Here is a 21,455-nt window from a genome sequence, read left to right as displayed (position 1 = left end):
GCTGACATCGTCCGCGCCGAGATCGACGTTTCGCGCCTCCGCACCCGCACTTCTGCCGCGAAATGTCGGTTTGGACGAAAGGGCGGACGCTAGTCAGCGCAGAGTGTTCATCGGCGGACGGTCGGCCAGCGAGACCGCCGATGTCCGCGGCGTGAACCCGTTACCGTCGGCAAAGAACTGGGTGAGGCCGACCCCGGAGTCGATGACCCCGCAGCGAGACAACAGGGTCGCGATGACCTGGCGACTCATCGCGCCGAGCTCGGTCAGCGGCCGGTTGCGGTGGGCGCGTACACCCAGATTCACCTGCGCGATCGCATCCAGACCGAGCCGGTCATAGGTGTCGATGAGCAGCCCGATCTCCACCCCGTAGCCCGGGGCGAACGGCACCGACGTCAGCAGCTCCCGGGTGCCGGCGTACTCGCCGCCCAGCGGCTGCAGCACACAGCCGAGTTCGGGGCGCAACGCCGCGAGCAGCGGGCGGGCGACCAGTTCGGTGACCCTACCGCCGCCGTGGGCGTCCTCACTGCCGCTGACCTTCAGCGGCCGCCGGTAGAAAGCCTTGACCAGGTGGATCCCCTCGCCGGTGAGCAGTGGACCGACCAGTCGCGGCACGAACATCGGGCAGGGGTCGATCAGGTCGGAATCGACGAACGCGACGATATCCCCGGTGGTGGCGGCCAGGGAACGCCACAGCACCTCACCCTTGCCGGGTTGGGGCTGCACCTCCGGCAGGGCCTGCTCCCTGCTGACCACCCGGGCTCCGGCGGCGATTGCGCGGATCTCGGTGTCGTCGGTCGAGCCGGAGTCGAGCACGATCAGCTCGTCGACCAGGCCGGCACCGACCAGAGGGCTGATGGTTTCGACGACTGCGCCGACCGTCTCCTCCTCGTTGAGCGCGGGCAGGACGACCGAGACGGTGCGGCCGCGTTTGGCGGCCACCAGCTCGGCCACGGTCCAGTCCGGGCGGTTCCAGCTGTGGTCGGACAGCCACGTGTCGCCAGGCACTGTGTCGTTGGTGATGAGTTCTGTCATGCCAGTCCCCTCACCGTCCGCGTCGGCGGACGCTCGCCGTGGATCGACGCGACCATCTCCAGCACGCGCCGAGTGGGGCCCACTTCGTGTACCCGGAACATCCGGGCCCCGTCGGCGGCGGCCAAAGCGGTCGCCGCCAGGGTTCCCTCCAGACGTTGAGTGAGCTCCACACCCAGAGTCTCCCCGACGAAATCTTTGTTGCTGAGTGCCATCAGGACGGGCCATCCGGTCTTAACAAGATCTTTTACATGGCGCAACAAAGTAAGACCGTGATAAGTGTTCTTGCCGAAATCGTGCGTCGGATCGATCAAAATCGCGTCCCTGGCGACACCGACATCCACCGCGCGTTCGGCGGCGGAGGTGACCTCGGCGATGACGTCATCGACAACACCGGTCACAGCGGTCCCGTAGTTGACGCGGAATGGCCGGGTCCGTGGTGCCGCGCCACCGGTGTGCGAACACACCAGTCCCGCGCCGAATTCGGCGGCGACCTCGGGCAATGCCGGATCGGCACCCGCCCAGGTGTCGTTGATCAGGTCCGCTCCGGCCGCGCAGGCCTGTTTGGCCACCGTCGAGCGCCAGGTGTCCACGCTGATCAGCTGGTCGGGGTACTCGGCGCGCAGCCATTCGATGAACGGCACCACACGGGCGACTTCCTCGTCGGCGTCGACCAGGGTTCCCGGCCCCGCCTTGACTCCCCCGACGTCGACCACGTCGGCCCCTTCGGCCACGACTCGGTGGACGGCCTCTTTTGCTGCCTCGTCGGTGAAGGTTGCGCCGCGGTCGTAGAACGAGTCGGGCGTGCGGTTGACGATCGCCATGATCAACGCGCGATCACCGGCGACCGGCCGTCCGCAGAACGTCGACTTCACCCCTCCATGGTGCCTGGTGACGGCGAGATCGACGAAATGCAGGCTTCTCCTCGTACTTCGTCTGCGAAACGTCGGTTTGGGCGGATCGCTAACCCTTCGGCCGGGCGCCGGCCGCTACTTCCTGCGGATACTCCGGGTAGAACGGCACATAACCGTCCTCCTTGCCGGCCAGCACGTACAACGGGTCCTCGATCTTTTCGCCGTCGCCACCGTAGGCCTGCTTGCGCAGGTCGACCTTGCGGCTCTTGAACGTCGACGTGGTCTCCAGCGACTCGACGATCCGGATGAACAGGGGCACGGCGTAGCTGGGCAGGTTGTCGTAGACCGTCGCGGCCAACACCTTGCCGTCGAACTCCAGCCCGTCGCGCAGTTTGATCGCCGCCATGCCCGCGCGACCACCGGTGTCGGGGACCTCCACGCCGAACACCGTGCACTCCTCGACGTCGTCGTCGGCGGCCAGCGCCGCCTCGACGTCGGTTGTCGCCACGTTCTCGCCCTTCCACCGGAACGTGTCGCCGAGCCGGTCCACGAACGCCGCGTGCGCCATGCCCTGCGGGCTCATCACGTCACCGGTGTTGAACCAGACATCGCCGTCCCGGAAAGCGTTGCGCACCAACTTCTTCTCGCTGGCTTCCTTATCGGTGTAGCCGTCGAAGGGCGAGAGCTTGTTCACCGGGCTGATCAACAGGCCGGGCTGGCCCGAGGGCACCTTGCGGACCCGGCCGCTCTCGTCACGCACCGGATCGCCGGTCTCCGGGTCGTATTCGACATAGGCCAACGGCATCGGACTGATACCGGTCGTCCTGGGCACGTTGAACACGTTGATGAAGGCGGTATTGCTCTCGCTGGCGGCGTAGAACTCGACCACCCGATCGATGCCGAACCGGCGGGTGAATTCGTCCCAGATGTCCGGACGCAGCCCGTTTCCGGCGATCACCCGGACCTTGTGGGCGCGGTCGGTGTCCTTGGCGGGCTGGTTGAGCAGATAGCGGCATACCTCACCGATGTAGATGAACGCGGTCGCGTCCATGGCGATCACGTCGTCCCAGAACTTCGAGGCCGAGAACGACTTGCCCAGCGCCAAGGTCGCACCGGAGTTGATCACCGACGACAACGCAACCGTCAGGGCGTTGTTGTGATATAGCGGCAGACAGCAGTACAGGACGTCGCTGCTGTGTAGGCGCAATCCGATCCCGCCGAACGCCGCCAATGCCCGCAGCCAACGGTGGTGAGTCATCACGCTGGCCTTGGGATGTCCGGTGGTGCCCGAAGTGAAGATGTAGAAAGCGGTGTCGCGGGCCTGCACCTCCAGCACCGACGCCGGGTTGCCCGACGACTTGTCGGCCGCCAGCCGCTCGAACTCGTCTATGGCGATCGGGAACGGACCTGAGTTCGCGCTTTCGTCGATCGCATCGATCAGATCCGCTTCTGCGACAAGCGCTTTCGCGTCAAGCAAGTTGATGCTGTGGGCAAGGAGTTCGCCACGCTGATGGTAGTTGAGCATCCCGGCGACCGCCCCGCATTTGACCGCGGCCAACATCATCAGCACCGCGTTCTGAGAGTTGCGCAGCATGATTCCGACCACGTCACCGCGGCTGACACCCTGCTCTGCCAGCACCGCCGCGTAGCGGTTGGCGGCCTCATTGGCCTGCCGATAGGTGAGCTCCTGTTCGCCGAAGCGCAGAAACACCCGGTCGGCGTACCGGGCTGCCCGGTCCTGGAACACCTTGCCAATCGAGGCTTTCGACGACGGGGTGGCCGTCAAGCCCGTGAGCACGCCGCGCAGGATCACCGGCGCGTCCAGCACCACGGACGGCAATCCCATCGCCAGGTCGAGCAATCCCACCGACTTCCGCGCACCGGATTCGTCACCGGGCATGCCGCGCCACCTCCACTTGATCTCGCCCGTCCCGCGGGTCAGCGTAACCCCGGGTCGCTACCGTCCGGCCGCGCAGACCTCGATCGCGGATTCCACATCGCCGACGACCACCAGCCGGTCCAGCGCGGCCTGCGCGACGTAGCCGGTCTCGACCAGAGATGCCAGCCACGTCCTCAGGCCGTCGTAGTGGCCGGCGGGATCGAGGAGCACCACCGGCTTCGCATGCATACCCAGGTACCCCGCGGTCCATGTTTCGAAAAGTTCCTCCAGCGTTCCGATCCCGCCGGGCAACGCCAGGAAGGCGTCACTGCGGTCCTCCATGACTTGTTTGCGCTGCCGCATGGTGTCGGTGACGATCAGCTCGTCGGCGTCGACATCGGCCAGCTCGCGGTGGACCAGGGCCTTGGGGATGACGCCCACGGTGCGCCCGCCCCGGGTCCGGGCTCCGTTGGCCACCGCTCCCATCGCCGAGACGTTGCCGCCGCCGGACACCAGGGTCCAGCCGCGCGCGGCGATGGCCTCGCCGACCCGATGCGCGAGGTCGAGCAACTCGGGATGGCGCGGGCCGGACGCGCAGTACACACACACCGCCCACTCGTCGGCACGGTTCTCGGATCCGGGATGCACGTGAGCAAACCTAACGCAGCCGATTTGTGGCTATCGCCCTGCCGGTACAGGGTCGGCAAATAGAGTCCGGCTATGCCGACTCGGTGGCCTCTCGCACCTCGCAAGTCCGTGGATCGCGCTGTCGAGTTGCTCGAATGCCACGGCGGTGTGGCCCTGCTGGGCTCCGACGGGGTCGGCAAGACGACCGTGGCCGAGCAGATTGCCGACCGGCTCGGCGAGAAGAACCCGGTGCGGGTGATCGCCACCGCGACCCAGGCCGCCGTACCGTTCGGGGCATTCGGTCCGCTGGTCGAGGTCACCGAGGTCGGTAGACCCGCGGCACTGATCCACTCGGCGCTGGATTCCCTACTGGCTCAAGCTGACAGCCCGCTGATCGTCGTCGACGACGCCCAGCTGCTCGACCCGCTGTCGGCCACGCTGGTCTACCAACTGGCCCGCCGCGCGTCGGGCCGGCTGATCGTGACGGCCAGGGCCGGCGGACCGCTGCCGTCGGCAGTGGCCGCGCTGTGGGAGGACGGACTCGTGGCCGCCCTCGACGTCGGCCCACTCGACGAGGCCGAGACCCAGGCCGTACTGGCCGCTCTGGAGCAGTCACGCGATGACGCCTACCGGCGCACCGGCGGCAATCCGCTGGAGCTGCGGATGCTGATGCAGACGCGCTCGGCGGCGACCTCGCTGGAAACTCTGGTCGACGCACATCTGGCCGGGCTCACGGCGTCGGTGCGCACGGTCCTGGCCTACCTGGCGGTCCACGAGCCGCTGTCGCGAGCCGACCTGGCGGCGCTGACCAGTGCGGATGCCGTCGAACAAGCCGAAACAGCCGGGGCAACAATCACATTCGACTCGATGGTGTATGCCGGCCATCCGCTGTTCATCGAGCGGGTGGCCCGCGAGGCCGACCCGGACGAGAACCGGCGGTTGCGCACCGAGATCGTCACCCAGCTGGCCACCCACTCCTGCCGCGACCTCGCCGACCGACTGGGCCGGGCGGTGCTGGCATTGGACAGCGACGCGCCCGAGCCCGTCGACGACGTGGTGGCGGCCGCCCAGCAGGCGTTGCGGTTGGGCGATCTGAGCCTGAGCGAGCGACTCGCCGCTGCCGCCGTGGCGCGGTCCGAGCGTTTCGATGCGCGGCTGGCGCTGAGCTACGCACTGGCCTGGCAGGGCCGTGGCCGTGAAGCGGATGCGGTGCTGGCCGACATGGACGCCGAAACGCTCTCGGAGGCCGAAGTGATGGCGTGGGCGTTGCCGCGGGCGGCCAACCAGTTCTGGATGTTGTCCGAACCCGAGCGCGCCACCGCGTTCCTGCGGAACATCCGGAAGCGGATCAGCACGACGGCGGACCGCCTGACGCTGGACGCGCTGTCGGCGACCTTCGCGATGAACGCCGGCAACCTGACGCGAGCGGTCGAGATCGGGGCCGAGGTGCTGGCCGCGCCAGAGGCCGCCGACATGGCGGTGGCCTGGGCCGCCAGTGCCTCGGCGTTGTGTTCGGCGCGCATGGGCCGGTTCGACCAGGTGGGTCCGCTGGTGGCGCGGGCGCTGGGTGCCGAACATCCCGGGCTGCTGCGGTTCACCGTGGGGCTGGCCGAGACGACGACGCTGCTGATGACCGGGCAGCCGGAGGCGGCGCGCGACACCGCGCGCCAGTTCACCGATTTCGCCGAATTGGCCCAGCCCGGCCGATCGATCGGCGAAGTGCTCCTTGCCCAGGTGCTGATCGCCCGGGGCGACCCTGGCGGTGCGGCCCGGTTGCTCGGCCCGGCGGCGGCCACGCTCGAGCGCACCGGCTATTCCTGGGGCCCGCTGTCGCTGATATATCTGGCCACCGCGCTGGCTCAGCAGGGCGAGATCACCGACTCGGCCAAGGCGCTGGCCCGCGCCGAGTCCCGGCACGGCACCAAATCGGCCTTGTTCGCCCCCGAATTGGGGGTGGCGCGGGCCTGGCGGCTGGCCACGGTCGGCGACACCGACGCGGCGATCGCGACCGCGCGAGAGGCGGCACGCGGTGCCGAGCGCGGCGGTCAGCTGGCGGTCGCGGTGTGGGCCTGGAACGAGGCCGCCGGGTTCGGCGACACGAATGCCGCCGGCGCCCTGGCGAAACTGGCCGAGACGGTGGACTGCGCGTTCGCCCGGGCGGCGCTGGAGCGGGCCCGAAGCTGACCCCGGTCAGGCCGTCAGGTAACGCCGCAACGTGCCGGCCACGGCGCTGATCTGTGCCACCGATACCCGCTCGTCGCGCCGGTGGGCCAGATTGGGATCGCCGGGGCCGTAGTTCACCGCGGGGATGCCCAGCGCGGCGAAGCGAGCGACATCGGTCCAGCCGTACTTGGCGCGCACCAGCCCCTCGGCGGCCGCCACCAACGCCGCCGCCGCCGGATGACTCAGCCCGGGGAGGGCGCCGGCGGCGGAGTCGGTGAGCTCCAGCTGCACGTCGAGCCCGTCGAACACCTCCCGCACATGGGCCAGCGCGGCCTCCGGTGAGCGGTCCGGAGCGAACCGGAAGTTGACGGTCAGCGAGGCGGCGTCGGGGATGACATTGCCGGCCACGCCGCCGTCGATCCGCACCGCCGACAGGCCCTCCCGGTAGGTGCAGCCGTCGATGTCGACGATGCGGGCGTCATAGCCGGACAGCCGGTCCAAGACCGCACCCAGCTTGTGAATGGCGTTGTCGCCCAGCCACGATCGTGCCGAATGCGCCCGGGTTCCGGTCGCCGAGATGACCACCCGCAGGGTGCCCTGGCAGCCGGCCTCGATGTAGCCACCGGACGGCTCACCCAGGATCGCGACGTCGGCGGCCAGCCAGTCCGGAAGCTCGCGCTGGATGCGGCCCAGGCCGTTGGCCGAGGCTTCGATCTCCTCGCAGTCGTAAAAGATCAGGGTGATGTCGTGGGCCGGTTCGGCGATGGTGGCGGCCAGGTGCAGGAATACCGCGTCACCGGATTTCATGTCCGATGTGCCGCAACCGAAGAGGTGGTCCCCATCGAACCGGGACGGCAGGTTGTCGGCGACCGGCACGGTGTCGAGGTGGCCGGCCAACACGACGCGCGTGGGCAGGCCGAAATTCGTGCGCGCCAGCACCGCATCACCGTTGCGGACGATCTCGTAGCCGGTGGTCTGTTCGCGCAGCGCGGCCTCGACCTCGTCGGCGATCAGAGCCTCGTCGCGCGACACGCTGGGGATGTCGACGAGCGCGGCGGTCAGCGCGATCGGGTCAGCGCTCAGGTCTAGTAAACGGTCCGGCACAACTTCCCAGGCTAGCTGTCCAGGGGCGCTGCGCTCCTCCGTGGGGTTAGAAAATTTTGCTGTGCGCTCGGCTCGGATCTCTGGTTGTGTCCCACGAATCGCGGGGTGATGCTGGAGAAGTGTTTCGGTCGACCCCGGTCCGTCTATGTTGTCGCTGAGCCCGCAGGCTAGCTTGGGGCGGAGGGCACAACCTTGTCCGCGGGAACCGTGGAATGTTGCCTTCGAGCACGAGTGTCAGAGTCCTGTTTCACCCCGCCCTCCCCGAAACACTCTCCACTGCAACGGGATACGAGAGTTCACGAGGGAGTGATGGGTGATGGATGTAGTACACCCGCGGTGCGCGGGAATCGACTGCTCGAAGAAGGACGCGAAGGTCTGCGTACGGATCCAGGGGCAGAGCAACCGCGCGAAATCGGCGACGGTAAGCACCTGGGGGCCACGACCAGCCAGATCCTGGCGCTGCGCGAGCACCTGATCGCGGAGAAGATCAGCTGCGTGGTGATCGAGTCCACCAGCGACTACTGGAAACCGTTCTACTACCTGCTCGACGATGAACTGGACGTGGTGCTGGTCAACGCCGCCTCAGTGCGTAACCTGCCCGGCCGCAAGACCGACGTCTCCGATGCCGCGTGGCTGGCCGATCTGGGCGCCCACGGGCTGGTGAAGGCCTCGTTCGTGCCGCCGGCTCCGATCCGGGAATTGCGTGATCTGACCCGCACCCGCACCGTGATCACCCGCGAACGCACCCGGGAAGTGCAGCGGCTGGAGAAACTTCTCGAAGACGCCGGGATCAAACTGTCGGCGGTGGCCTGCGAGATCACCGGGGTCTCCGGGCGCGCCATGCTCGAGGCACTGATCGCCGGGCAACGCGATCCCGCCGTGCTCGCTGATCTGGCCCGACGCCGACTGCGGTCGAAGATCCCGGCCTTGACCGAAGCACTGACCGGACGTTTCAGCGAGCATCACGCATTCATGGCCCGACTGTTTCTGGACCGTATCGACGCCCACAGCGTCGACATCGGTCGACTCGATGAGCGCATCGAGGAGGCGATGGAACCTTTTCGCCCAGCCCGGGACCTGCTGATGAGTATCCCGGGATTCTCCCGCATCGTGGCTGAGGTGTTCATCGCCGAAACCGGCGGCGACATGAGCGTCTTCCCCACCGCCGGGCACCTGGCGTCCTGGGCCGGAGTTTCACCCGGTTCCAACGAATCCGCCGGCCGGATCAAATCCACCAAGACCCGACCTGGCAACCGCTACCTCACAGGCGTCCTGGGCATCGCCGCACTCTCAGCGGCCCGCTCGAAGAACACCTACTTCTCCGCCAAGTACAAGCGCATCGCCACACGTCGCGGCCCGATGCGCGCCATCGTCGCCCTCGAACACGCCATGATCATCGCCGCCCACAACATGCTCACCAACGGCGACTTCTACCGCGACCCCGGCGCCGACTACTACAGCGCCCACCAGCCCGCCCGAACCAAATCGCGAGTAATCAACCAACTCGAAGCCCTCGGCTACCGAGTCACCCTGCAACCACTCACCCAATCCGCATAACCAGCCACCCAGCCGGGTCACCCGTTGTGGTCACCCAATTTTCGTGTCAGCGGGCGGCGCCGATGCATTACGGTGGAGCACCGTGACATCTGCTGCGGGCGTCGGCCTGGCCACCATCACCGAGGACGGCACCGTCCTGGATACCTGGTTCCCGGATCCGGAACTGGGCGCCTACAGCCCGTCGGGCAGTACCCGCCTGTCGGCCGACGACGCGCCCGAGGACCTGGCCGCCCTGGCCGGAACCGATGCGGCCCGAGGCGTCGAAACCGTGGTCGTCCGCACGGTGATCGCCGACCTGGCCGACAAGCCGGCCGACACCTACGACGCCTACCTGCGGCTGCACCTGCTCTCACACCGGCTGGTCGAGCCGCACGGGTGCAGCCTCGACGGCATCTTCGGCGCACTGACCAATGTGGTGTGGACGAATTTCGGGCCGTGCCAGATCGAGGGCTTCGAGGAGGTCCGGGTGCGGCTGCGTCGTCGCGGCCCGGTGACGGTATACGGCATCGACAAGTTCCCGAGGATGGTCGACTATGTGGTGCCGACCGGGGTGCGCATCGCCGACGCCGACCGGGTGCGGTTGGGTGCCCACCTGGCTCCGGGCACCACTGTCATGCATGAGGGATTCGTGAACTTCAACGCCGGCACGCTGGGCGCCTCGATGGTCGAGGGCCGCATCTCGGCCGGCGTGGTGGTCGACGACGGCTCCGATATCGGGGGCGGCGCATCGATCATGGGCACGCTGTCCGGTGGCGGCACGCAGGTGATCTCAGTGGGCAAGCGCTGCCTGCTGGGCGCCAATGCGGGGCTGGGCATTTCGCTGGGCGACGACTGCATCATCGAGGCCGGACTCTATGTGACGGCAGGCACCAAGGTCACCACCCCGGACGGGACGACAGTCAAGGCACGCGAGTTCTCGGGCGCGAACAACCTTCTGTTCCGCCGCAATTCGGTGACCGGAGCCGTGGAAGTGGTGGCTCGCGACGGCAAGGGCATCGCGCTGAACGAGGCTCTGCACGCCAACTAGTCTCCGTCGAGCGTGCGTGTCCGACCCGCGACACCCCGCCGACCCCGGACGGGAGCGCACCCTCGCGGGACCGCTAATCCCCCGACAGGATGCAGAACTCATTGCCCTCGGGGTCGGCCAGCACCACCCAGCTCTGCTCGCCTTGGCCGATATCGACGCGGCGCGCGCCCAACGCCAGCACGCGATCGACTTCGGTCTGCTGATCGGCCGGCGTGAAGTCGAAATGGATGCGGTTCTTGACCACCTTGTCATCCGGCACCGCCAAGAACAGCCAGTCCGGCCCGGCGCCGGCGGGTGCGCGCAGCACCACGTCACCATCCTCGGTCGGCTCGGCCGGCCAGCCCAGCACCGTCGACCACCACGTCGACAGCGCATGGATGTCATGGGCGTCGACGCAGATCTCGCTGAACCTCATTCCCATGTCATCAGCTCCTTCTTGACCACCTTGCCCATCGCGTTGCGCGGCAGCGAATCGACCAGCCGCACCTCCCGCGGGCGCTTGTGGATCGAAAGCTGCTGCGCCACAAAATCAATCAGTTCATCCGGCTTCGCATCGCCGACCACGAACGCGACGATCCGCTGACCGAGGTCGGGGTCGGGCAGGCCGACCACGGCCACCTCGTCGACCCCGGAATGGCCCAGTAGCACCGTCTCCACTTCACCCGCCCCGACCCGGAAGCCGCCAGACTTGATCAAATCCACCGATTCACGCCCGACGATGCGGTGCATACCGCCGTCGTCGATGACAGCCGCGTCGCCGGTGCGATACCAGCCGTCGGGATCGAACGACTCGGCCGTGGCGTCGGGCCGGTTGAGGTAGCCGTCGAACAGGGTGGGCGCCTTGAGGTGAAGGCTGCCAATGGTTTCCCCGTCATGTGCGGCGATCGAACCATCCTCGCGCACCAACCGGGTCTGCACCCCGGTCAGCGGCAGGCCGACCCACCCGGGTCGGCGCTCGCCGTCGGCCCTGGTGCTCAAGGTGATCAGGGATTCGGTGCTGCCGTACCGCTCGACGGGCGCGTGACCGGTGAGTTCGACAAGCCTGTCGAAAACCGGAACCGGCAGCGGCGCACTGCCCGACACCAGCAGCCGCGCCGAGGAAAGCGCGCGCGCGGCGGCGGTATCGGCCACCACCCGCGACCACACGGTGGGGACGCCGAAATACAGCGTGCCGCCGGCGGCGGCATAACCGGTCGGGGTCGGTTTTCCGGTGTGCACGAAGCGGTTTCCCACCCGCAGCGAGCCGAGCAGTCCAAGGATCAGACCGTGGACGTGGAACAGTGGCAGCCCGTGCACAAGTGTGTCGTGGGGTGTCCACTGCCACGCATCGGCGAGTGCGTCGATGTCGGCGGCGATCGCCCGCCGGCTGATCAGCACTCCCTTGGGCAGGCCGGTGGTGCCGGAGGTGTACATGATCATCGCGGTGGCGTCCGACGGCGGCTCGGCGTAACGATGCCACGAGCGCGCATGCAGCCGGACCGGTATGTGCGGCAGCCCACCGAGGTCGGCGGGCTGCTCCCCCAGCCAGGCCTGGGCACCGGAATCGGTCAGGATGTGTGTCCGCTCGGCGATGCCGACGTCGGCGGGCACCGGCACGAACGGCACCCCGGCGATCAGGCAGCCGGCCACCGCCAGCACTGTCGCGGCAGCGGGAGTGGCAAGCACGGCAACCCGGCCGGCGCCGCCGACCCGCTCGGCCACCGAGGTGGCCGCTCCGACGAGGTCGCTACGCGACAGCACGGTGCCGTCGATACGCACGGCGTCGCCGATATCGGCTCCGGCGGCGACGGCGGCCGGATTCAAGGAGGCCAGCAGCACGCCAGCGAGGCTACCGAAGATACTGGCCTGGTGAAGCCCACCACCCAGGTCTCGTCGCGCGAGGTGTACCGCAACAACTGGCTGACCGTGCGTGAGGACGTCGTCCGGCGGCCGGACGGTTCCACCGGTATCTACGGAGTGGTCGACAAGCCCGACTACGCGCTGATCATCGCCGTCGACGGCGATCGGCTGGCGTTGGTCGAGCAGTACCGGTACCCACTGGGTGAACGCCGCTGGGAATTCCCCCAAGGCACCGCCCCGGGCCGGGCCGAGGTCGCACCGGCCGAACTGGCCGCCCGCGAGCTGCGCGAGGAGACCGGCCTGACCGCTGGCTCGTTCGTGGTGCTGGGCCGCCTCGACATCGCTGCGGGGATGAGCAGTCAGCGCGGCTCCGTTTTCCTGGCCACCGATATCACCGAGGGCGAGCACGACCGTGAGCACGAGGAACAGGACATGCACTTCGCATGGTTCGAGCGCAGCCGGTTCGAGGACATGGTCCGCTCCGGCGAGATCACCGACGCCCAGTCGATCGCCGCGTACGGACTGTTGCTGCTCAGAGAGCGGATCGGATCCTGACCGGCGCGTCATGTTGCAGATGTGACGCCTGAGGTTTACTGACGGCTACGCTTGGTGTTCGCATCGACATGCCTTTTGAACGTCGTCAGTGAGGAGTCATGAGGTCCGGCCGCCGCAGTTTGAGTGTCACGCTGTTGGCCGCAGCGACGATCTGCGCTGCGGGACTGCTGTCACCCGCCTCGGCGCACGGCCAGCCGCTGGCCTGGAACGGGCGTTACCAGATGGTCACCTACGCCTCGCAGAAGGCGGGTACCAGCCCGGCGACCCACCAGAAGGAAAACGACTTCGGCGCCACGTTCACGTTGTCGACCTCGTGCACGGCCAACGGTTGTGTGGCCACCGTGATCGACGGCCCCGCGCCCGGTAATCCCACCATTCCGCAGCCGACCCGCTACGCCTGGAACGGCTCCGAGTGGGCGACCACTTACGACTGGGTATGGGACTGCTTTCTGGGCGACGGGTATCAGAAGCAGTGGAGTCCGGCGACATCCTGGGCGTTCTATGCGCCGCAGCCCGACGGGTCGCTGCGCGGCACCTGGCACACCGATATCGCTCAGGGGCCCTGCCGCGGCAGCGTCGTCATGCCGGTCGCGGCGTTCCCGGCCTGAGCGCCGCCGTGGCATCGCCCACAATGGACAGCGATGACTGACACTGTGGCGACGACGGCGACGCGCAACCACTCGATGGATCTGTATCGGGTGTGCGCATTGCTGCTCGTGGTCATCGGGCACTGGGTGACGGCGGCGCTGAGCTTCTCCGACGGAGCGTTCTGGCGGGAGAACCCGCTCGTCGAGATGCCCTGGACGCAGTGGCTGACCTGGATCTTCCAGGTGGTGCCGGTGTTCTTCGTGGTGGCCGGTTATGCCAGCGCGGTGTCGTGGACCCAGCGCAGTGCCGACGAATCCCGGCAGGCCTGGCTGCGCCGCCGGCTGGTCCGCCCGCTGGGGCCGACGGCGGTCTACGTCACGTTCGCGCTGCTCGTGGTGGCCGTGCTGGGCCGGGTCGGGGTGGCCGGCTCGGAACTGGACTTCGGCGCCTGGGCGGTGGCCATGCATCTGTGGTTCCTCGGGATCTACGTGCTGGTGGTCGCGCTGACGCCGGTTGCGGTGGCCGCGCACCGGCGCTGGGGTCTGTGGGTTCCGGTGGTGACGACGGCAGTGGTCGTCCTGGTCGACGTGGCGACCATCGGGGCCCACTTGCCGTACGTGGGCTGGCTGAACCATCTGCTGGTGTGGGCGGTGCTCTACCAGCTCGGAATCGCCTGGCACGACGGCATGGTGCGCGGGCGGGTCGCGATCGCGCTGGCCGCATGTTCGGCAATCGTGTTGCTTCTGCTGGTGACCGTGGGGCCCTATCCGGTGAGCATGATCGGTGTTCCCGGGGCTGTGGTGAACAACACCGGCCCGCCCAACCTGGCGCTGCTGGCGCTCGGCGGAGTCCAGGCCGGGCTGGCGCTGGCTGCCGCGCCGGCGGTAAACCGGGCGCTGGAATCACGGCGTGCCCAACGCATTCTGGCGATCGCGAACGACAATGTGATGGCGCTCTACCTCTGGCACATGGTGCCGGTGGTGATCGTAGCGCTGGCCGGGTATCCGACCGGACTGCTGCCGCAACCGACGGTCGGCACTTCGGCCTGGTGGTGGTTCCGGCTGGAGTGGGTGGCGATCCTGGCGGTGGTGGCGGCCGTCGAGCTGGCCTTGTTGTGGTGGGGGCGCGGGTTGTTCTCCGCGCCACTGCCCACCATGACGGTTGGCATCCCGCCCCTACTGGGCGAGGTCCTGCTTTTCGCCGGCACCGTCGCGATAGCCGTCACGATCTCGGTGTTCGCTTCCCTCGGGTTCGCACCCGACGGGCGATTCCCCACCGCTACCAGTGTCGGATTCGCCGTCGGCGTGGCGCTGGTGGCGTTGACACCCTCACGCAGCCTGCGCACATCGATTCAGAACTGAGACCGAGATTGTCGAGGAATCGTCGCTCTCAGTTCTGAATCGTTTGCGCGGTCAGTGCCGGTGCGCCAGTGCCCGCAGGAAGAACATCAGGTTGGCCGGGCGTTCGGCAAGTCGGCGGACGAAGTAGCCGTACCACTGGGTGCCGAACGGCACGTACACCCGCACGTGGTTGCCCTCGGCGGCCAGCCGGCGCTGCTCGACATCGCGGATTCCGTAGAGCATCTGGTATTCGAATCCGTCCACGCCACGACCGGATTCCCGGGCCAGCTCGCCGGCGCCGCCGATGACGACGGGGTCGTGGGAGGCGACCATCGGATAGCCGCTGCCCGCCATCAGGACGCGCAGGCAGCGCAGGTAGGACTCGGTGACCTCGCCCGCGTCCCGATAAGCGACCGATGCCGGTTCGTCGTAGGCGCCTTTGCACAACCGGATCCGCGCCCCCGCCGCCGCGAACTCGGCGCAGTCGCTCTCCGTACGTTTCAGATAGGCCTGCAGAACCGTTCCCACCCAATCAAACTCGCTGCGCAGCTCGCGCACGATCGACAACGTCGAGTCGGTGGTGGTGTGGTCCTCGGCGTCGACGGTGACCCACGCGCCGACCTGGTGCGCCCGCTCACAGATGGCATGGGCATTCTCGAAGGCGATCTTGTCGCCGTCGGCGGGCAAAGCCTGGCCGAGAGCGGATAGTTTCAGCGACACCTCCAGCGGACGCACCTCCGCCTCCCGGCGCTCCCCCCGCGCGCCCAGCGCATCGAGCAATTGCAGGTAGGCCTTGACGGTTGCCTCGGCGGCGTCGGCATCGGTGACATCCTCGCCGAGGTAGTCGATGCTGACCAGGCGCTGCGAGTCCCGCAGCACGGAGGTTGCCCTCAGCGCATCGTCGACGGTTTCGCCCGGCACGAACCGGCCGACGACGTCACGTGCGATGGGCATCCGTTCCGCACTGTGGCGTAACCGGTTTGAGCGACTCGCGGCCAGGATGGCCGGTCGCGCGACGCGGCTGAAGGCACTCATGCCCGATCCTCCCCCATGTGCGGGTAGGTGTGATCGGTTGGAGCGACGAAGGTCTCCTTGACCGAGCGCGCCGACGTCCAGCGCAGCAGGTTCAGCGGGGAGCCGGCCTTGTCGTTGGTGCCCGAGGCCCGGGATCCGCCGAACGGCTGCTGCCCGACGACGGCACCGGTCGGCTTGTCGTTGACGTAGAAATTGCCCGCGGCGAATCGCAGCCGCTCACCCGCCCTCTGAACGGCGGCGCGGTCGTCGGCGATAACCGCGCCGGTCAGCGCGTAGCGCGAACCGCCGTCGACGACGTCGAGGACCCTGTCGAACTCGTCGTCGGGATAGACGTGGACGGCCAGGATCGGCCCGAAGTACTCGGTCGAGAATGCCTCGTCGGTCGGGTCGTCGGATAGCAGGACGGTGGGACGGACGAAATAGCCTTCGCTGTCATCGCATTCACCGCCGACGGCGATCGTGACGCCGGCAGCGCTCTTGGCCCTTTCCAAGGCCCGGGCATTCTTCGCGAAAGCACGCCCGTCGATGACGGCCCCGCCGTAGTTCGACAGGTCTGTGACGTCGCCGTAGGTCAGCGCCTCGGTGGCGCCGAGGAAGTCATCACCCATCGTCTGCCACACCGAGCGCGGAATGAACGCCCGCGAGGCGGCCGAGCACTTCTGCCCTTGATAGTCGAAGGCTCCGCGAATCAGTGCTGTGCGCAAGACATCCGGGTTGGCCGACGTGTGCGCGACGACGAAGTCTTTGCCGCCGGTCTCCCCGACCAGACGCGGGTAGCTGTCGTAGTCGGCGATGCGGATTCCCACCTCGCGCCACAGGTGCTGGAACGTGGCGGTGGACCCGGTGAAGTGGATGCCGGAAAGTCGGCTGTCGGCCAGCACCACATCGGAGACCGCGTACCCGTCACCGGCGACCAGATTGATCACCCCGGGCGGCAGCCCGGCGGCTTCGAGCAGCTGCATTGTCAGGTAGGCGGCGAAGGTCTGGGTGATCGACGGTTTCCACACCACGGTGTTGCCCATCAGCGCCGGTGCGGTCGGCAGGTTGCCGGCTATCGCGGTGAAGTTGAACGGCGTGACGGCATAGACGAAGCCGTCCAGGGGGCGGTAGTCGGTGCGGTTCCATACGCCCGGGCCGCTGATCGGCTGCTGGGCCAGGATCTGGCGGGCGAAGGCGACGTTGAAGCGCCAGAAGTCGACCAGTTCACACGGAGCGTCGATCTCGGCCTGATAGGCCGTCTTGGATTGGCCCAGCATGGTCGCCGCGGCGATCTTCTCCCGCCAGGGGCCGGACAGCAGGTCGGCCGCGCGCAGGAACACCGCTGCGCGTTCGTCGAACGGGGTGGCGGCCCACTCGCGTTTGGCGGTCATCGCCGCCTCGACAGCTGCGGCGGCATCAGCGGTGGTGCCGTTGGACAGGGTGCCGAGCCGGGCGCTGTGGCGATGCGGCTGGACGACGTCGATGCGCTCGCCGTCGCCGAGGTGGTGGCGGCCGCCGATGACGTGCGGCAGGTCGATGGGGTGTGCGGACAGATCGTGCAGGGCCGCGGTCAGGCGGTCCCGCTCGGCAGAACCTGGTGCGTATTCGTGAACCGGCTCGTTGGCGGGCACGGGAACTTCGGTGCGGGCGTCCATGCACTACAGGATTGCGCGCGGCACGCAGGAATCTGTTAGCTGATCAGACAAGACCTCACAGCCTTGCTAGTAGTATCCGACAATATGCGTGAGGCTGGCGTCGGGCTGGGCCAACTGCTGTTGGCCCTGGATGCGGCCATGGTCTGCCTTGTCGAGGCACCGCGCGGTCTGGATCGCGAGGTGCGGTCGGCCGCGCTGATCGACGCCGACGACGTGCGATTGGGCCTGTCGGTCGGCGCCGGCTCGGCCGACGTGTTCTTTCTGCTGGGAATCTCGGATGCCGACGCCATCCGATGGTTGGACCGCCAGATCGCCGCGCACGGCCCGCCGGCGGCCGTGTTCGTCAAGGAGCCGTCCGATGCCGTCGTCGCGCGGGCGGCCGCGGCGGGCACAGCCGTCGTCGCGGTGGACCCGAAAGCGCGCTGGGAGCGGTTGTATCGCCTGGTCAACCACGTCTTCGAGCACCGGCGGACCGATTCGGTGACGGACACCGGCACCGACCTCTTCGCCCTGGCGCAGTCGATCGCCGACCGCACCCACGGCATGGTCAGCATCGAGGACGCGCAGTCGCATGTGCTGGCGTATTCGGCGTCCAACGAGGAGGCCGACGAGTTGCGGCGGCTCTCGATTCTGGGACGCGCCGGACCGGCGGAGCACCTACGCTGGATCGCCCAGTGGGGAATCTTCGACCGGCTTCGCGCGGGTACCGATGTGGTGACGGTGGAAGAGCGACCCGAGTTGGGACTACGACCGCGGCTGGCGATCGGCATCCATCGCCAGGATCCGGGTCGCGAGACCTTCGCCGGCACCATCTGGGTTCAGCAGGGCTCGCGGCCGCTGGCCGACGACGCCGAGGACGTGCTGCGCGGGGCCGCGGTGCTGGCCGCCCGGATCATCGCCCGGCTGGCCGCCCGACCGTCGGCGCACCTCCTGGCCGTGCAGCAGCTGCTCGGGCTGGCCGAGGCGGACGGCACGGAGATCACCGCCCTGGCCCGCGAACTCGGCGTCATCCCCGACGGGCGGGCAGCCGTGATCGGCTTTGCCACCACCGATGCGCATCCCCGCACCGCGGATGTTCTGGCGTTGAGCGCCAGTGCTTTTCGCCCCGACGCACAGGTTGCCGCCAACGGGTCGCGGGTCTATGTGGTGTTGCCGGACTCGGGGCGCACCGCCGCGGTCGTGTCGTGGATCCGCGGCACGATCGCTTCGCTACACACCGAACTCGGCCTGGACCTGCGCGCGGTGATCGCGGCTCCGATCGGGGGCCTGGCGGCCGTCGCAGGCGCCCGGCGAGAGATCGACCGGGTCTTCGACAGTGCGCAGCGCCACCCGGTGTTCGGTCAAGTGACGACGTTGGCCGAGGCGCGCACGACGGTGTTGCTCGACGAGATCGTGACTCTGGTCGGCGCCGACCCCCGGCTGGTTGATCCGCGGATACGACGGCTGCGAGACGCCGAGCCGGTACTCGCCGAGACGCTGCAGGTATACCTGGACAGTTTCGGGGACGTGGCGGCGGCGGCTGCGACGCTGCACGTGCACCCCAACACCGTCCGCTATCGGGTCCGCCGCATCGAGCAGATGCTGTCGACCTCCCTGGCCGATCCCGACGTCCGGCTGCTGCTCTCCTTGAGCCTGCGCGCAACCGCCTGACCTGCGCAGTCAAGCAGCCGCGCCGGAAAGTCTGCAAAAAATGAGAGTTTTGGTAACAATGTTGCATCTGTGGCCGATGAGGCTTGTGTCATGACTGGCTGTGAGTCCCGTCACGCGGTGCACCCCGCGGCGGGACCCACCTCTCGTCAGGGCGTCAGAAACACCGGTGAACGGACTCCCGATCACCGTCGAACCACTAGGCACCAAGGGGTCAGCATGAAATACATGGGTCGAGTGCTGGTGGCGCTGATCGCCGCCATCGCTGCGCTCTTCGTCGGGACCGGCACGTCGCACGCGGGTCTGGACAACGAACTGAGTCTGGTTGACGGCGGTGGCCGCACGATGACGATTCAGCAGTGGGACACCTTCCTCAACGGTGTGTTCCCCCTGGACCGCAACCGGCTGACTCGCGAGTGGTTCCACTCCGGCAAGGCCGTCTACAGCGTGGTCGGCCCGGGTGCTGATGACTTCGCGGGCACCTTGGAGCTGGGCTACCAGGTGGGCTTCCCGTGGTCGCTGGGTGTGGGCATCAACTTCAGCTACACCACGCCCAACATCCTGCTCGACGACGCCGACATCTCCCCGACGGGCTTCAACCCGCTGGGCTCGGTGATCACCCCGAACCTGTTCCCGGGTGTGTCGATCAGCGCTGACCTGGGCAACGGCCCCGGCATCCAGGAAGTCGCCACCTTCTCGGTGGACGTCGAAGGCCCCAACGGCTCGGTGGCCGTGGCCAACGCCCACGGCACCGTCACCGGTGCGGCCGGCGGTGTGCTGCTGCGCCCGTTCGCCCGGCTGATCTCCAAGGCCGGTGACAGCGTCACCACCTATGGCGAAGCCTGGAACATGAACTGACGAAACGTTTCTGACCCCGCTTGGGTGGGGCGGTTGGGAACCGGACTATTCGCCCAGCCGCTCCACCGCGGCGGAGATGCGTTCGTCCGTTGCGGTCAGAGCCACCCGAACGTGCTGGGCGCCCCGGGCTCCGTAGAACTCCCCGGGAGCGACCAGGATCCCACGTTCGGCCAGCCAGGACAGCGTCGTCCGGCAGGGCTCACCGCGGGTAGCCCATAGGTAGAGTCCCGCCTCGGAATGGTCGACGGTGAAATCCGCGGACCGCATCGCGGCGAGCAACACATCACGGCGGCGCGCATAGCGCTGCCGCTGTTCGAGTTCGTGAGCGTCATCGTCGAGCGCGGCCACCATCGCCGCCTGCACCGGAGTCGGCACCATCATGCCGGCATGTTTGCGCACCGCCAGCAGTTCGGCCACCACGGCCGGATCGCCGGCGACGAACCCGGCGCGATACCCGGCCAGCGATGAGCTTTTCGACAGCGAATGCACCGCCAACAGGCCGGTGTGGTCGCCGTCGCTGACGGCCGGATGCAGCACCGAGGTCGGCTCCGCCTCCCACGCCAGGCCCAGATAACACTCGTCGGACACCACCAGCGTGCCGCGCTCGCGGGCCCATTCGACGACCTTGCGCAGATGGTCGCGGCCCAGCACCTTCCCGGTCGGGTTGCTCGGGGAGTTGATGAACATCACCGCCGGCGATTCGGGACCGAGCTGGGTCACCGAATCGGCTGCGACCACCCGGGCACCGGCCAGCCGGGCACCCACGTCATAGGTCGGATAGGCCAGCTCGGGTACCACGACGACGTCATCGGCGCCCACACCCAGCAACGTCGGCAGCCACGCGATGAGCTCCTTGGTGCCGATGACCGGTAGCACCGCCTCTTCGGGCAGCCCGGTGATGCCGTATCGCCGCCGCAGCGCGGCCACTGCCGAGGCCCGCAGCGCGGGGGTTCCCGCAGTCGCCGGATAGCCGGGTGCGGCGCTGGCCGCGGCGAGCGCTTGCCGGATGACCGGAGCTACCTCGTCCACGGGCGTGCCCACCGACAGATCGACGATGCCGCCGGGGTGCGCCCGCGCGGTGGCCGTCACCTCCGCGAGCGTGTCCCACGGGAACACCGGCAGGACCGCCGACAACGGACGGCGGCGCGCACGCAACGGGACGGAAGGCGTCAGTCCTCTTCCTTGGGCGGCAGGTCCTTGACCACCTGCGGGTCGTTATCGGTCTGGCCGACCTTCGAGGCGCCGCCGGGGGAACCGAGCTCGGTGAAGAAATCGGCGTTGATCTGGGTGTACGCCGACCACTGATCCGGGACGTCGTCCTCGTAGTAGATCGCCTCGACGGGGCAGACCGGCTCGCACGCCCCGCAGTCGACACACTCGTCGGGGTGGATGAACAACATGCGCGCGCCCTCGTAGATGCAGTCGACCGGGCACTCCTCAATACATGCCTTGTCCTTGATGTCGACGCAGGGTTCGGCGATCACGTACGTCACTGAGGTTCTCCTCGGTCTGTCTGCTCTTCGGTGTGGCTGTAGTTCTCGAGCGGGCGCTGAGAACGCCTAGTATCCGATGCCGGTGGCCGGATAGCCGACTCAGTGTGCCCTAAGTTGTCGGTACCCGATACCGGCGCACCCAGGTGTTCCGCGCGGTAACTGATACTAGACGTTTCGTATATTAGCCAGCTACCCGAACCCGGGGCCCGAAGACACCGCCCGAACC

At 68.0% G+C, this 21,455-nt stretch carries 18 protein-coding genes and 1 pseudogene; 8 read left to right on the top strand and 11 right to left on the bottom strand.

What is annotated here, in order from left to right; all coding sequences use genetic code 11:
• Nucleotides 1-93: 93 nt before the first annotated feature.
• From ORI27_RS10710 to ORI27_RS10695, 4 genes are all read right to left on the bottom strand, one after another.
• Entirely contained in the window at nucleotides 94-1,032 is a 939-nt protein-coding gene (locus ORI27_RS10710) for a glucosyl-3-phosphoglycerate synthase (protein WP_265996767.1), read from the bottom strand.
• On the bottom strand, nucleotides 1,029-1,853 hold the full coding sequence (folP, locus tag ORI27_RS10705; RefSeq protein ID WP_265996915.1) for a dihydropteroate synthase: 825 nt from the start codon (nucleotides 1,851-1,853) through the stop codon (nucleotides 1,029-1,031). Before folP ends, ORI27_RS10710 begins: the two co-directional genes overlap by 4 nt.
• Before the next feature lie 139 nt (nucleotides 1,854-1,992).
• Nucleotides 1,993-3,783, bottom strand: coding sequence for a long-chain-acyl-CoA synthetase FadD6 (gene fadD6 / locus ORI27_RS10700; RefSeq protein ID WP_265996766.1), 1,791 nt, complete (start codon nucleotides 3,781-3,783; stop codon nucleotides 1,993-1,995).
• 57 nt (nucleotides 3,784-3,840) lie between these two features.
• The gene (locus tag ORI27_RS10695; protein WP_265996765.1) at nucleotides 3,841-4,410 is read right to left on the bottom strand and encodes an LOG family protein; all 570 of its coding nucleotides are present in this window, start codon (nucleotides 4,408-4,410) and stop codon (nucleotides 3,841-3,843) included.
• A 72-nt stretch (nucleotides 4,411-4,482) separates the two neighbouring features.
• Here ORI27_RS10695 and ORI27_RS10690 point away from each other — a divergent pair, with 72 nt between their 5' ends.
• Nucleotides 4,483-6,573: an AAA family ATPase gene (locus ORI27_RS10690; RefSeq protein WP_265996764.1), complete on the top strand. Its 2,091-nt coding sequence runs from the start codon at nucleotides 4,483-4,485 to the stop codon at nucleotides 6,571-6,573.
• A 6-nt stretch (nucleotides 6,574-6,579) separates the two neighbouring features.
• Here ORI27_RS10690 and dapE read toward each other — a convergent pair whose 3' ends face one another.
• A complete protein-coding gene (gene dapE / locus ORI27_RS10685) occupies nucleotides 6,580-7,656 on the bottom strand; it encodes a succinyl-diaminopimelate desuccinylase (RefSeq protein ID WP_265996763.1) in 1,077 nt (358 codons plus the stop codon).
• Nucleotides 7,657-7,972: 316 nt separating this feature from the next.
• Here dapE and ORI27_RS10680 point away from each other — a divergent pair.
• Nucleotides 7,973-9,213 (top strand): annotated as a pseudogene (locus ORI27_RS10680) (IS110 family RNA-guided transposase).
• A 43-nt stretch (nucleotides 9,214-9,256) separates the two neighbouring features.
• Nucleotides 9,257-10,240 (top strand): 2,3,4,5-tetrahydropyridine-2,6-dicarboxylate N-succinyltransferase, encoded by a 984-nt coding sequence (gene dapD / locus ORI27_RS10675; protein WP_265996762.1) that lies wholly within the window; start codon nucleotides 9,257-9,259, stop codon nucleotides 10,238-10,240.
• Between the two features lie 73 nt (nucleotides 10,241-10,313).
• On the opposite strand, the gene ORI27_RS10670 is transcribed toward dapD, so the two are convergent.
• Both ORI27_RS10670 and ORI27_RS10665 read right to left on the bottom strand, forming a co-directional pair.
• Entirely contained in the window at nucleotides 10,314-10,661 is a 348-nt protein-coding gene (locus tag ORI27_RS10670; RefSeq protein ID WP_265996761.1) for a VOC family protein, read from the bottom strand.
• Nucleotides 10,652-12,058, bottom strand: coding sequence for an acyl-CoA synthetase (locus ORI27_RS10665; protein ID WP_265996760.1), 1,407 nt, complete (start codon nucleotides 12,056-12,058; stop codon nucleotides 10,652-10,654). The genes ORI27_RS10670 and ORI27_RS10665 overlap by 10 nt, the downstream gene beginning before the upstream one ends.
• A gap of 30 nt (nucleotides 12,059-12,088) precedes the next feature.
• Between ORI27_RS10665 and ORI27_RS10660 the strand changes: the two genes are divergently transcribed.
• The 3 genes from ORI27_RS10660 (at nucleotide 12,089) to ORI27_RS10650 (ending at nucleotide 14,583) form a co-directional block, all read left to right on the top strand.
• Nucleotides 12,089-12,634: an NUDIX domain-containing protein gene (locus ORI27_RS10660; RefSeq protein WP_265996759.1), complete on the top strand. Its 546-nt coding sequence runs from the start codon at nucleotides 12,089-12,091 to the stop codon at nucleotides 12,632-12,634.
• Nucleotides 12,635-12,732: 98 nt separating this feature from the next.
• Nucleotides 12,733-13,242 carry an Rv2253 family sensor-like surface protein gene (locus tag ORI27_RS10655; RefSeq protein ID WP_265996758.1) on the top strand — a complete coding sequence of 170 codons (510 nt, stop codon included), beginning with the start codon at nucleotides 12,733-12,735 and terminating at the stop codon, nucleotides 13,240-13,242.
• A gap of 33 nt (nucleotides 13,243-13,275) precedes the next feature.
• A complete protein-coding gene (locus ORI27_RS10650) occupies nucleotides 13,276-14,583 on the top strand; it encodes an acyltransferase family protein (RefSeq protein WP_265996757.1) in 1,308 nt (435 codons plus the stop codon).
• 51 nt (nucleotides 14,584-14,634) lie between these two features.
• Here the strand turns inward: ORI27_RS10650 and ORI27_RS10645 are convergent, their stop codons facing one another.
• Together ORI27_RS10645 and pruA are read right to left on the bottom strand one after the other, a co-directional pair.
• Nucleotides 14,635-15,597, bottom strand: coding sequence for a proline dehydrogenase family protein (locus ORI27_RS10645; protein ID WP_265996756.1), 963 nt, complete (start codon nucleotides 15,595-15,597; stop codon nucleotides 14,635-14,637).
• Complete coding sequence (gene pruA / locus ORI27_RS10640; protein ID WP_265996755.1) at nucleotides 15,594-17,231, bottom strand: L-glutamate gamma-semialdehyde dehydrogenase; 1,638 nt, start codon at nucleotides 17,229-17,231, stop codon at nucleotides 15,594-15,596. Before pruA ends, ORI27_RS10645 begins: the two co-directional genes overlap by 4 nt.
• An 84-nt stretch (nucleotides 17,232-17,315) precedes the next feature.
• Between pruA and ORI27_RS10635 the strand changes: the two genes are divergently transcribed.
• Both ORI27_RS10635 and ORI27_RS10630 read left to right on the top strand, forming a co-directional pair.
• On the top strand, nucleotides 17,316-18,881 hold the full coding sequence (locus ORI27_RS10635; protein WP_265996754.1) for a PucR family transcriptional regulator: 1,566 nt from the start codon (nucleotides 17,316-17,318) through the stop codon (nucleotides 18,879-18,881).
• Nucleotides 18,882-19,097: 216 nt separating this feature from the next.
• Nucleotides 19,098-19,736: an MspA family porin gene (locus ORI27_RS10630; RefSeq protein ID WP_265996753.1), complete on the top strand. Its 639-nt coding sequence runs from the start codon at nucleotides 19,098-19,100 to the stop codon at nucleotides 19,734-19,736.
• A gap of 45 nt (nucleotides 19,737-19,781) precedes the next feature.
• Here ORI27_RS10630 and dapC read toward each other — a convergent pair whose 3' ends face one another.
• Both dapC and fdxA read right to left on the bottom strand, forming a co-directional pair.
• Nucleotides 19,782-20,870: a succinyldiaminopimelate transaminase gene (gene dapC / locus ORI27_RS10625; RefSeq protein ID WP_265996752.1), complete on the bottom strand. Its 1,089-nt coding sequence runs from the start codon at nucleotides 20,868-20,870 to the stop codon at nucleotides 19,782-19,784.
• Nucleotides 20,871-20,905: 35 nt separating this feature from the next.
• The gene (gene fdxA / locus ORI27_RS10620) at nucleotides 20,906-21,229 is read right to left on the bottom strand and encodes a ferredoxin (RefSeq protein WP_265996751.1); all 324 of its coding nucleotides are present in this window, start codon (nucleotides 21,227-21,229) and stop codon (nucleotides 20,906-20,908) included.
• Between the last annotated feature and the right edge of the window lie 226 nt (nucleotides 21,230-21,455).

The organism is Mycobacterium pinniadriaticum (genome assembly GCF_026242045.1).
GTDB lineage: Bacteria > Actinomycetota > Actinomycetes > Mycobacteriales > Mycobacteriaceae > Mycobacterium > Mycobacterium pinniadriaticum.
Note: the sequence above shows the minus strand (reverse complement) of the source record. Positions and strands in the feature narration are given on the sequence as shown.